The 10,645-nt window shown below is 68.4% G+C and carries 13 protein-coding genes; 7 read left to right on the top strand and 6 right to left on the bottom strand.

What is annotated here, in order from left to right; all coding sequences use genetic code 11:
- Window positions 1–95: 95 nt before the first annotated feature.
- Together Rhe02_RS48405 and Rhe02_RS48400 are read left to right on the top strand one after the other, a co-directional pair.
- Window positions 96–593, top strand: coding sequence for a hypothetical protein (locus Rhe02_RS48405; RefSeq protein ID WP_203915359.1), 498 nt, complete (start codon window positions 96–98; stop codon window positions 591–593).
- 9 nt (window positions 594–602) lie between these two features.
- On the top strand, window positions 603–1,319 hold the full coding sequence (locus Rhe02_RS48400; protein ID WP_203915358.1) for a class I SAM-dependent methyltransferase: 717 nt from the start codon (window positions 603–605) through the stop codon (window positions 1,317–1,319).
- A 4-nt stretch (window positions 1,320–1,323) separates the two neighbouring features.
- On the opposite strand, the gene Rhe02_RS48395 is transcribed toward Rhe02_RS48400, so the two are convergent.
- A complete protein-coding gene (locus tag Rhe02_RS48395) occupies window positions 1,324–2,676 on the bottom strand; it encodes a dipeptidase (protein ID WP_203915357.1) in 1,353 nt (450 codons plus the stop codon).
- Between the two features lie 43 nt (window positions 2,677–2,719).
- On the bottom strand, window positions 2,720–3,028 hold the full coding sequence (locus Rhe02_RS48390; RefSeq protein ID WP_203915356.1) for a putative quinol monooxygenase: 309 nt from the start codon (window positions 3,026–3,028) through the stop codon (window positions 2,720–2,722).
- Between the two features lie 245 nt (window positions 3,029–3,273).
- Here Rhe02_RS48390 and Rhe02_RS48385 point away from each other — a divergent pair, with 245 nt between their 5' ends.
- A complete protein-coding gene (locus Rhe02_RS48385; RefSeq protein ID WP_203915355.1) occupies window positions 3,274–4,206 on the top strand; it encodes an RDD family protein in 933 nt (310 codons plus the stop codon).
- Here Rhe02_RS48385 and Rhe02_RS48380 read toward each other — a convergent pair.
- Window positions 4,191–4,928, bottom strand: a complete 738-nt coding sequence (locus Rhe02_RS48380; protein WP_203915354.1) for a class I SAM-dependent DNA methyltransferase — start codon at window positions 4,926–4,928, stop codon at window positions 4,191–4,193. The genes Rhe02_RS48385 and Rhe02_RS48380 overlap by 16 nt on opposite strands.
- Before the next feature lie 52 nt (window positions 4,929–4,980).
- Between Rhe02_RS48380 and Rhe02_RS48375 the strand changes: the two genes are divergently transcribed.
- Complete coding sequence (locus tag Rhe02_RS48375) at window positions 4,981–5,331, top strand: hypothetical protein (protein WP_203915353.1); 351 nt, start codon at window positions 4,981–4,983, stop codon at window positions 5,329–5,331.
- Entirely contained in the window at window positions 5,315–5,953 is a 639-nt protein-coding gene (locus Rhe02_RS48370) for a 4a-hydroxytetrahydrobiopterin dehydratase family protein (RefSeq protein ID WP_203915352.1), read from the top strand. The genes Rhe02_RS48375 and Rhe02_RS48370 overlap by 17 nt, the downstream gene beginning before the upstream one ends.
- On the opposite strand, the gene Rhe02_RS48365 is transcribed toward Rhe02_RS48370, so the two are convergent.
- Genes Rhe02_RS48365 through Rhe02_RS48355 form a run of 3 tightly spaced genes read right to left on the bottom strand, consistent with a single transcriptional unit; the run spans window position 5,950 to window position 8,993 of the window.
- Window positions 5,950–7,056: a vWA domain-containing protein gene (locus tag Rhe02_RS48365; RefSeq protein WP_203915351.1), complete on the bottom strand. Its 1,107-nt coding sequence runs from the start codon at window positions 7,054–7,056 to the stop codon at window positions 5,950–5,952. The genes Rhe02_RS48370 and Rhe02_RS48365 overlap by 4 nt on opposite strands.
- Complete coding sequence (locus Rhe02_RS48360; RefSeq protein ID WP_203915350.1) at window positions 7,049–7,924, bottom strand: AAA family ATPase; 876 nt, start codon at window positions 7,922–7,924, stop codon at window positions 7,049–7,051. The genes Rhe02_RS48365 and Rhe02_RS48360 overlap by 8 nt, the downstream gene beginning before the upstream one ends.
- Window positions 7,917–8,993: an XdhC family protein gene (locus Rhe02_RS48355; protein ID WP_203915349.1), complete on the bottom strand. Its 1,077-nt coding sequence runs from the start codon at window positions 8,991–8,993 to the stop codon at window positions 7,917–7,919. Before Rhe02_RS48355 ends, Rhe02_RS48360 begins: the two co-directional genes overlap by 8 nt.
- Window positions 8,994–9,125: 132 nt before the next feature.
- Here Rhe02_RS48355 and Rhe02_RS48350 point away from each other — a divergent pair, with 132 nt between their 5' ends.
- Window positions 9,126–9,485, top strand: coding sequence for an MmcQ/YjbR family DNA-binding protein (locus Rhe02_RS48350; protein ID WP_203915348.1), 360 nt, complete (start codon window positions 9,126–9,128; stop codon window positions 9,483–9,485).
- A 41-nt stretch (window positions 9,486–9,526) separates the two neighbouring features.
- Window positions 9,527–10,639, top strand: a complete 1,113-nt coding sequence (locus Rhe02_RS48345; protein WP_203915347.1) for an XdhC family protein — start codon at window positions 9,527–9,529, stop codon at window positions 10,637–10,639.
- Window positions 10,640–10,645: the final 6 nt, after the last annotated feature.

Here is a 10,645-nt window from a genome sequence, read left to right as displayed (position 1 = left end):
AAAAATCAGGGTTGAAGATCGGCGCAAACCATCGCCAGACAATCGGGGGTGCTTAGCCTGCGTGGCAATCGCTTCACTACCGGAAAGGATTTGCCATGCGTAGATTGGGCGCGCTTGCCACCGCATTCGCGGTCGCCGCGCTGACCATCGTGCTGTCGGCTCAGCCGGCCAGTGCGGACGCCAACTTCGTCGTAGGAATGCCGGATGCGGTCGCCACCAGTGCCGGGGGCACCGTCGAGACCTGCGGTGCTTCGGGTTATGCCAGCACCTACGTCTACCCCGAGGGCGATGCGGCCATCATCTTTGGTGGTAGCACGAGCTGCACGCGGGCGATGAAGATGAACGGCACTGCGGCGATCACGCCGACGCCGGGCTCAATACCGGTGGCGAGCAACACCTTTACCAAGATTCTCTCGCTCTCCGGAACTGCCTACGGCATTTATGTCACGGTACCGGGCGCGAACTTCGCCCTGACCCACACGACGTCGATCTGGGCGCCGATCGGCTTCTCCTGGACCAGTGTGCCGCCGCATTGCACGGTGTCCGGCTCGAAGCTGACGTGTACGATGATCACCTTCTTCTCAGTCGTCTAAGATCATCGTATGACCGAAGGCCACGCTTACCAGGTGACGGCCGAGTTCTACGACCTGCTGCAGGCGACGCAGGAGGACTCGGTGGCGCAGCGCCTCCTGGGCCGGTGGCTCGGCGTACCCAAAATAGGAGTCATCGACGCAGGGGCGGGCACGGGCCTGGTCACGGCCAGACTGGCCCGCCTCTGCGAGGTCACGGTCCACGCGATCGAGCCGGCGGCGCAGATGCGGGCCATCCTGCTCAGCCGGTTGGCGGGCCGGAAAGAAGAACTGGCAAGGGTTCGGGTGCATGCCCGGCGAATAGAGGAGCTGGGTCTGACCCGGGTCGCCGACTTCGGTTGGTGTCTGAACACCTTGGCGTGTCTTGACCATAAGGCTCGTTCGCGCGCGCTGGGCGCGCTCGCCCGAGCCATGGTGGCGGGCGGAACCCTTGTCCTGCAACGTCCTCCGGCCCGCCACGACCCGGGCCGCAGCGACCTGGCCCGCCTGGAGCTGGGCGGCGACACCTACAGCGGCGAGGTGATCTGCACCGAGCTCGACGTCCGGACCGTGCAATGGCGCTTCGTCTACCGCGTCAGCCGGGAAGGCGCGCTGATCCGCGAAGCCAGCGAAACGTTCACCGGTTACCTGGCAACCGAGGCCGAGCTTGACGAGCAGCTTGACGCGGCGGGTTTCGTGCCGGTGGGCGCCGACGAACCCGACATCGTCATCGCCAAACGCAAGGGCTGAAACGCTATCGGGCCACTTCGGCCACATTGGACAGTAGCAGCGCCTCGGCGAGGCACACCTTGGCGAAGTCGCCAAGGTGCAGGCTTTCGTTGGCGCCGTGGGCGCGTGAGTCGGGATCCTCGACGCCGGTCACCAGGATGGTGGCGTCGGGGTACAGCTCGGCGAAGATGTCGACCACGGGGATGGAGCCGCCCATGCCCATGTCGACCGGCGCGGTGCCCTGCCATGCGGTGGCGAACGCCGCGCGTGCGGCGTCGAGGATCCGGATGTCGCCGGAGACGCTCCAGGGCTGGCCGCTGAAGCGCTTCGTCACCGTCACCTCGGCCCCCCACGGCGCATGTGTCATCAGGTGGTCGCGCAACAGCCCGAAGGCGCGCTCGGCGTTCTCGCCCGGGGCCAGGCGCAGCGAGACCTTGGCCGTGGCCACCGGGCTCAAGGCGTTGGGGGCGCTGGCGATGGGAGGCGCGTCGATGCCCACCACGGTGATGGCGGGTCTGGCCCATAGCCGTTCGGGGATCGAACCCGTCCCGATCAGGTGGACCGAATCGAGCAACCCCGCCTCCGCACGGAAGCGCTCCTCCGGATAGTCCAACTTGGCGGCATCGCCGCGCACCAGACCCGCCACCGCGGGATCGCCCGCGTCGTCGTGCAGCGTGGCCAGCAGCCGGCACAGCGCTGTCAGCGCATCGGGTGCCACCCCGCCGAAGATCCCGCTGTGCACCGCGTGTTTGGCCGTGCGCACCTGCACCAGAACGCTGACACCGCCGCGCAGCGACGTGGTCAGGGCCGGCTGGCCGACCGCCCAGTTGGCCGAGTCGGCGACCACGATGACGTCGGGTGCCAGCTCCTCGCGATGCTTCTCCAGCAGCGGCCGCAGCGATGCGGTGCTGTACTCCTCCTCGCCCTCGATGAAGAGGGAGATTCCCACCGGTGGGCTGCCGCCGAAGGCGCGCAACGCCGCGACGTGAGCCATCACGCCCGCCTTGTCGTCGGCTGCGCCGCGCCCGTAGAGGCGGCCGTTGCGCTCGACGGGCTCGAACGGCTCACTGTCCCATTGCGACAGATCACCCACCGGCTGCACGTCGTGATGCGCGTAGAGCAAAACCGTTGGCGCGCCGGGCGGCGCGGCTCGGCGGCCGATGACGGCGGGGCGCCCATCGCCTACCCGTTCCGGGCGCGCGTTTTCCACGCCCGCTTCGCGAAACAGCCGCGCCACCAGCTCGGCCGACCGGTCCACCTGCGTGAGGTCGAAGCCATCGAAGGCGATGCTGGGCAGCCGGACCAGCTCTTCCAGATCGGCGCGCACGCCCGCGTGCTGCGCGGTCACCACATTGACAAGGTCCTCTTTGGCCGCCATTTTGGCAGCCTACGGCCCGCAGCCCGCCCAGTCGAGGGGCTGGTCAGCCGTCGAGGGTGATCTTCCTGGCGAGGATGTCGACTGCCTTGATGTCCGGGGGCGAGGACAGCTTCTCGCCCGCGATCGCCATCAGGGCCGCCGCGATCTGGCCGTTGAGATGGGCCTGCCGCGCGGCATCGCTGGGGAACGCGTCGAAGACGCCGAACGATGTCGGGCCGGTCTGGAAGGCGAACCAGACCACGGTGCCGTCCTCCTGCTCGGCAAGCTGCTGCGCCGAGGCGAGCAGGTCTGCCACCTCCTGCGCGTGCTCAGGTTTGGCTTCGATGGTGGCGAGCAGGCCAACGGTGATCATGGGAGAACCTCCACTGATGTGTCCTGCCGACCATTATGTACCAGACATCGCCCAGTTCGCCCTAGATCGGGTTAAGTCGGGCACGGTGTCCAATGTAGATGGTGATGTGGCGGGTTCACCCGCTTGGGCTAGGTCGGCCGGTCACTGCGATGTGGAGGGAGCAACGATATACACGGCTCATCCAGGTCAACTACGGTGAGCGTCGACCTAATTGACAAAGGCCTGAGATTGGATCGAGCTCGGACATGCCTGTCTCCCAAGCACTGGTGGCTTCAGAACCCGTCCCGGCCTCGGTCACCCGTCGCGTGCTGGCCTGGCTCGTCGACTACACCATCGTCATGATCCCGGCGGGAATCCTGGTGGCACTCGCCATCTCGGTGCTCGTGCACGGCCTGCCGGGTTACCTGGGCGCGGTGGCGGCCCAGTTCGGGTGGTCCCAGCTGGTCAAGCTGATCACCCAGCACGGCTCCGGCGCGGGCGCCCTGGGAACGGTCGCGTCGAAGGAGTGGCTGGGCTTCGCCGCGCCGCTGATCGGCGCCCTGCTGGCAATACCGATGCTGCAGTTCCTCTATCAGGCGGTCATGCTGGCCTGGCGCGGCCGTACCGTCGGCAAGATGCTCACCGGAGTCCGCTTCGGGCTGGCGGTGCCGGGCACGCCACGGCTGCGGGGCCGCCGGGTGCTGCGCCGCGCGTGCAGCACGACCTTCCTGGAGACCGGCCTGGTCAGCGTCGCGCTGGTGCTGGTCGTGGTGGGGCAGTTCTTCCTCGGCATGCTGGTCTGGGCGGCCGCGGTGGTGGCGTTCTGGATCAACGCGCTGGCGGTGCTCGGGCGGCGTCGTCGCACGATCATCGATCGGATGTCGGGCACCGTGGTGGTGCGCCGGGCGCTGGTGGCCAGGGTGCCGGGCGGCGCTGTCGAACTCGCCCTGCGGACCACCCAGCTGGCCCGGGTCGCCGGCCAGGCAGGTGCGGCGCAGGCCGGCGAGCTGGGCCGCAGCGCCTCACGCGCAGCCGGAGATCTGGTACGCGGCGGTGCACAGGCGCTCGCGGGCAGCGCGCCGATCCAGCAGGCGCTGAACTCGGCCATCGGTCAGCGGGTGCGAGACGTTGGCGGCCTAGACCGGGCGCGCCACCTGAATGGCCACAGCCCGGCCGAGGACCCTCAGCGCTTTTCGTAGACCGAGACGTGGCGCGTGCTGGCCGCGGTGAACGGGCTGCGGTCCCAGTCGCTGTAACGCTCGCGCAGATGCATGCCGGCCAGCTGGGCCATCAGATCCAGCTCGCTGGGCCAGCAGTAGCGCAGCCGCAACGGATTCAGGGTGGTGCCGCGCTCGTCGAAGGTGACCCGCTGATAGGTGACCGTCTGCGCCACCGGGTCGTGCAGCATGAACTCCATGTTGACCGCGTCCTCGGAGAGGAACCGCGTCGCGACCCGTTGCCCGCGATCGAAGTCAGCCACGTTCTGGATGAAACATTCGATGACGAACAGCCCACCCGTCTCCAGCACCTCGGCCACATTGCGGAAGCAGTCGACCTGACGCGCCTGGCTGGGGAGGTTGAAAATCGTGTTGTACACAAGGAACGCCAACTGGTACGGGCCTTCGACACCGGCCACGTCCGCCATGTCACCCACCACCGCGCGGATCGCCCGCCCGCCAGCCTTGGCGTGCATCCGCTCGATCATCGCCGCCGAGCCGTCTATCCCTTCGACCGTGTAGCCGCGCTCGGCCAGCGGGATGGCCACTCGGCCGGTCCCGATGGCCAGCTCCAGGACACGGGCATCGCCCCGGGCGAGGCCGGCGAGGAAGGCGACGGCTGGCGCCGGGTCCAGCGAGGTGAACTCGTCGTACCGGTCGGCGTAGCGGTCGCCGAAGAACGCCGGATCATTGAAACCAGTCACGTCGGCTAGCCAATCACGACAGCCGGTAGGATGCCCGGCGGAGGGGGGAACAGTGGACGACGAAGTTGATGAGCTCACCGAGCAGATCGTGGTACAGCTGCCGATGGGTCTGGCCGAGGACGATCTGGATTTGCGAAACCGTCTGGGCGACGCGATCGAGGCCAAGCTGGCCGAGTTGGAGCTGGGTGAGTTCGACGGCGGCGACATAGGCAGCGGCACCATGAACCTGTTCGCCTACGTGGCTCCGGAGCATTGGCAGCAAGCATTTGCGGCCGTTCACTCCATTGTGGACGAATTCGACCTCCTCGAGGTCGCGCTCATCGCCCGGCGGGACACCAGCGACGAGGACGCCGACCTGGTGATCGTGTGGCCCGAGGGCAGTGACCGTGAGTTCAGCTACTAACCAGATCACGGCCGGGCAGTTCCATGCGGCCGACGGCGTGGACGACTGGCGCTGCCTTTACCATCTGGTCTCGGCCCATTTTCCGACCGGCTCGCTGGCCCAGGGCGTCGCGCTGGTGGACGAGATCGGGCGGCTCGCCGATGAGAGCGAACAGCAGATCGTCAACGTCGACCTGCGCCACGCGGGCGTCACGGTGAGCCTGAAGCGGCGCGACATCGCGCTGGCCCGGCGGATCTCCGCCGCTGCCAAGGAATTGGGCCTCGTCGCCGACCCGGCGGCGGTGCAGCTGATCAATGTCACTCTCGACGCGCTCGCCGGCGCGGAGGTGCTGCCGTTCTGGCGGGCGCTGCTCGGCTACCACCAGATCGGCGACGACTATCTTTTCGACCCGGCGAACCGCGGCCCCGGCTTCGGGTTGCAGCAAATGACCGCGGCGCGGCCACAGCGCAACCGCATGCACCTCGACATTGCCGTGCCGCACGACCAAGCCGAGGCCCGGATAGCCGCCGCCCTGGCGGCGGGCGGCCGGTTGGTCTCCGATGCGCACGCGCCGAAGTGGTGGGTGCTGGCCGACGCCGAAGGCAACGAGGCGTGCGTCGCCACCTGGGTCGGCCGCGCCTAGGGAGCTGCCGCGATGGCCGCGACCAGGGTGCCGAGGGCGTCCAGGGAGTGGGCGCTGACCACCGCGTCGCAATGCGGCCAGGCAGCCGCCATTCCACCCACGAGGGGCTGATAGTGCGGGCTCTGGGTACGGGGGTTGACCCAGATGATGCGGTGGGCCACCCGCGACAGCCGGGCCATCTGGGTGCCGAGCACGCTGGGGTCGCCGGTCTCCCAGCCGTCGGAGATGATGAGCACCACCGCGCCGCGGGCCATGCCTGCCCGGCCGAAACGGTCGAGGAAGTCCTTGACGGCCAAGCCGATTTTGGTGCCACCGGACCAGTCCGGGGCCAGCCGGCCGGCCTGGGCGAGGGCACGGGCGGGGGAGCGCTGGGAAAGAGCCGGTGTCAGCCGGGTCAGGCGGGTGGCGAAGCTGAAAACCTCGGCCCTGGTGCCGGTGCTGGCGCAGTAGAGCAGCTGGATCATGGCTCGTGCGTAGGGTTCCATGGAGCCGGAAATGTCGCAGAGCATGACCAGGCGGCGCGGGCGCAGGGTGTGGCGGCGGCGCACGAGCTTGACCGGATCGCCGCCGAAGCGTTGCGCCATACGCAAAGTGGTGCGCAGGTCCAGCCGGGGCCCGGTCATCGAACGGCGATAGCGGCGGGAGCGGCGAAGCGGAGGCGACAGCCGCAGCGAGCTCATCGCGGCCGCGAGCAGATCGAGCTCCTCGGCGGTGAGCGTGCTGAAGTCCTTGTGCCGCAAGCGCTCTACCGCACTCGCGTAGATGGCGGCCGGTGACTCGGAGTCGGGGTCGGCGTCGTCACCTGCGGCTTCCGAAGCGGTGACTTCGGTGGGGCGCGTGGTGGGGCGGTGTGTCCGGCTGGACGGGGAGTCCGGGGAATCGGAACCGGCGAAGATGGCGTCGAAGACCGGGTCGAGGATGGCGATGTCGGCCGGCGTGGTGGCGAGCGTGGCGTGGGCGCAATAGCGAAGCTGCGCAACGGTTTCCGGCGCGACCAGGGTCACCGCGCGGGTGAAGCGGGCCACCCGGTCGGGACCGGTGGACAGGCCCGCGGCGCGCAGCGCCACGGCGAACCGTGCGGTCACCTCGGCCAGGTCAGCCATCGACGATCTTTGCCAGGCCGTTTTCCAGTACCACGGAATGATCCTCGGCATGCTTGAGAACCGTGCCCAACGTGGCTGATGCGCCCTCGACGGTCAAGGCCGGCAGGCCAAGCAGGATGGCAGCGGCAGCCCAGTTGATGGCCTCGGCCACGCCTGGTGGTTTGGTCAGGCCCAGCCCCCGCAGCCGGGAGACGCCGTTGGCGACCTGTTCGGCGAGGTAGGCGGAGGCTGCCGGAACCCGGCGGCGGACGATCTCGGCCACGCGCGAGTCGGGTGGGTAGTCGATCCAGTGGTACAGGCAGCGGCGGCGCAACGCGTCGTGCAGATCGCGGGTGCGGTTGGAGGTGAGGATGGCGATCGGCGGCAGCACGGCCTTGCGGGTGCCCAGCTCGGGAATGGTGACGCTCGACTCGGCGAGGGTCTCGAAGAGGAAGGCCTCGAATTCGTCGTCGGCGCGGTCCACCTCGTCGATCAGCAGCACGGCCGGGCGAGGGCCGGGGTGTTCGATGGCGGTGAGCAGCGGTCGCGGCAGCAGGTAGGCGTCGCTGAAGAGGTCTTCGTCGTGCAGATCAGCGCCCCGGGCTTCGGCCAGGCGGATGCCGAGGAGCTGCCGGGGATAGTTCCACTCGTACAGGGCTTCGGCGGCGGTGAGGCCTTCGTAGCATTGCAGCCGAACGAGTTTGGTGTCCAAGGCGGTGGCCAGTGCCTTGGCGGCCTCGGTCTTGCCGACGCCGGGCTCCCCTTCGAGCAGGATCGGCTGTCCCATTTGGACAGCCAGGAACAGCGCTGTGGCAAGCGAAGGCGACACCAGGTAGCCCGCGCGGTCGAGGTCGGCGGTCAGCGTCGCCAGATCGGGCAGCTCAGGCATGGCTGGGCAGATAGGCGTCGGGGTCTTTGACGAAGCTGGCCTTGCAACCCGAGGCGCAGAAGTAGTAGCTCCTCCCGGCGTGCTCGGCACGCAGCGCGGTGGCGGTGATGGCGACCTCCATGCGGCAGACCGGGTCGATGGCGGTTTCGTTTGGTGCCATGGGAAGCACGCGCCTGGCAGCGGACTCCATCAGCCCGCCGGGTCCCCCGAAACGGACGCCGGCGGTGGCCGTGCGACCGGCGACGCCCAAGCGTTCAGCCACCACGGCGGGCGTGGCCGCGACCGGCGCGGCAGAGCCTGGGACGGTGGCAGGGCTGGGGGTGGCGGGAGAGTCCGCAGGCTCGACGGGGTGGGCGGCGATGTGCGGGGTGTGGGCGATGAGCTCGGCGAGGATGGAGATGGCGACCTCGGGGGCGGTGCGGGCGCCTATGTCAAGGCCGGCCGGGGTGTGGATGCGCTCGCGCGTGGCGTTGACGCTGGCCAGGACCGCGTCGCCGCGCTTGTGGCTTGCCACCAAAGCGAGGTAGGGCACCTGGGCGTGAAGCGCGGCCTCGAGGAGATGCTCCTCGTCGCCGCCGTGCGAGGCCACCACGACGGCCGACACGTCCGGCGGCAGGGTAGTTATCCGATCGACCGGATGGGTACGGACGTCGTAACCGGCGGCGTTGCCGATCGTCTCCAGGGCCCGCGCCACCGGAGAATCCCCGAACACGTAGATCAGCGGGGCCGGAAGCATGGCCTCCAGGAAGATTTCCAAGCTGCCGCCGGACAGGCACGGGTTGTTGACCACCACGAGTCCCTCTTCCTCGCGCTGGGACTCGGGCTCCGGGGTGATCCGCAGCAGGGTGGACGCGCCCGTTTCCAAGAGCCGCAGCCCCTGCAGGCGCACGGTCGACTCGGCGCAGTCGCCGCCGATGAAGCCGTCGAGCGTGCCGTCGGCCAGCATCAGGGCACAATCACCGGCCTTGGCGCTGGTGGGCCTCTGCACGCGGACCACCGTCGCCAGCACATATGGGGTGCGTGCCAGGCGCAGGTCTTCTGCCCGGCTCATTAGCTCGCTTCGGCGCACCTTTGCTCCTTAGGGACATGGCCAGCCGGACGGGACGATCGTGCATACACCACCAGCGTAGACCTAGGACTATCGTGGTGCCGTGACGCTCATCGACCTGAGCGCGGTCTATGTGACTATCTGGAGCTGACGATGACTGTTGGCATCAGCATGCAGCGGCTGCTGGAAATAGCATTGGAGCTACCTGAGGTGCAGCTGCACGAGTGGGACGAGCACCGGGCGCTGAAGGTGCGCGGCAAGAGCTTCGGCTACCTCTCACAGGACAACGACGTGGTGCTGCTCAAGGCGATGCGCCAGGAACAGGCCGCCCTGATCGAGCATGATCCGAAGACGTTTTCCGCCTCGCACACCTCGGGCAGGTTCGGCTGGGTGGAGATCCAGCTTGCCCGCATCCGGCCCGAAGAGCTGGCAGAGTTGCTAGATGAGGCGTGGACCCTATCCGCGCCAAAGGGTTTGGTGGCCGAACACAGAAAGCACCGGGACGAGGCATAGTGCCATTTGCCAATGTCCTGCTGGGACGGAGATGATGCGGCATGCGCGAGGTGCTTGACGAGCTGCTGGCCTGGTGGCGATCCGGCCGGCCGGTGGGCATGGCCACCGTGGTGCAGACATGGTCGAGCGCGCCCCGGCAGCCCGGCGCGGCGATGCTGGTCGGCCCGGAGGGCACGGCGGTGGGCAGCGTCTCGGGTGGCTGCGTCGAAGCCGCCGTCTACGAGCTGGGCACCGAGGTGATCCAGACCGGTCAGCCGCAGCTGCCCAAATACGGGGTCAGCGATGACGACGCCTTCGCCGTCGGCCTCACCTGCGGCGGGACCATCGAGCTGTTCGTGGAGCGGATAGACCAGGAGTCGTTTCCGCAGTTGGACATGGTGGCCGAAGCGGTGGCCGCCGGTGAGCCGGTGGCGGTGGCCACCATCATCGACGGGCGGCCGGACCAGATCGGCAAGCGCCTGGTGATCTGGCACGACCGCGTTTCGGGCAGCCTCGGCTCCGATCGCCTCAACGACGCCACCACCGACGACGTGCGCGGCATGCTCGCCTCCGGCCTCACCGGCAAGCTGCGCTACGGCCTTGACGGGGAAAGGCTCGGCGACGGTCTGACCCTGTTTGTGGCCAGCTTCGCCCCGAAGCCCAGGATGCTGGTGTTTGGCGCAATTGACTTCGCCGCGGCTGTTGCCCGCATCGGTTCTTTTATGGGGTACGAGGTAACGGTCTGTGACGCGAGGCCGGTCTTCGCCACGCCGAAGCGATTCCCGGGGGCCGAGGTCGTGGTCGACTGGCCGCACCGCTATCTCACCGGTGAGCTGGAGAAGGGCCGGGTGGATCAGCGCACGGTGATCTGTGTGCTGACCCATGACAACAAGTTCGATGTGCCGGTGTTGCAGGTGGCGCTGAGTCACGAATTCGCCTATGTGGGGGCGATGGGGTCGCGGCGCACCCATGACGACCGGATGGCCCGGCTGCGTGAAGCCGGGGTCACCGACAAGCAGCTCGCGCAGCTCGCCTCTCCGATCGGCCTCGATCTCGGCGCCCGTACCCCGGAGGAAACGGCCGTGAGCGTGGCAGCCGAGATCATCGCCCGGCGCTGGGGCGGCGGCGGCCGTCCATTGTCGACACTGACCGATCGGATACACCACGACCTCTAGCACGCC

The organism is Rhizocola hellebori, assembly GCF_016862955.1.
GTDB classification, from domain to species: domain Bacteria; phylum Actinomycetota; class Actinomycetes; order Mycobacteriales; family Micromonosporaceae; genus Rhizocola; species Rhizocola hellebori.
This window is presented reverse-complemented; position numbering and strand designations above follow the sequence as displayed.

Excerpts from the sequence above, each read along its gene's own strand:
- Rhe02_RS48385 (WP_203915355.1), top strand. The coding sequence starts at position 3,274 with ATGCCTGTCTCCCAAGCACTGGTGGCTTCAGAACCCGTCCCGGCCTCG.
- Rhe02_RS48350 (WP_203915348.1), top strand. The coding sequence starts at position 9,126 with ATGACTGTTGGCATCAGCATGCAGCGGCTGCTGGAAATAGCATTGGAG.
- Rhe02_RS48400 (WP_203915358.1), top strand. The coding sequence starts at position 603 with ATGACCGAAGGCCACGCTTACCAGGTGACGGCCGAGTTCTACGACCTG.
- Rhe02_RS48360 (WP_203915350.1), bottom strand. The coding sequence starts at position 7,924 with ATGCCTGAGCTGCCCGATCTGGCGACGCTGACCGCCGACCTCGACCGC.
- Rhe02_RS48405 (WP_203915359.1), top strand. The coding sequence starts at position 96 with ATGCGTAGATTGGGCGCGCTTGCCACCGCATTCGCGGTCGCCGCGCTG.
- Rhe02_RS48395 (WP_203915357.1), bottom strand. The coding sequence starts at position 2,676 with ATGGCGGCCAAAGAGGACCTTGTCAATGTGGTGACCGCGCAGCACGCG.
- Rhe02_RS48345 (WP_203915347.1), top strand. The coding sequence starts at position 9,527 with ATGCGCGAGGTGCTTGACGAGCTGCTGGCCTGGTGGCGATCCGGCCGG.
- Rhe02_RS48390 (WP_203915356.1), bottom strand. The coding sequence starts at position 3,028 with ATGATCACCGTTGGCCTGCTCGCCACCATCGAAGCCAAACCTGAGCAC.
- Rhe02_RS48365 (WP_203915351.1), bottom strand. The coding sequence starts at position 7,056 with ATGGCTGACCTGGCCGAGGTGACCGCACGGTTCGCCGTGGCGCTGCGC.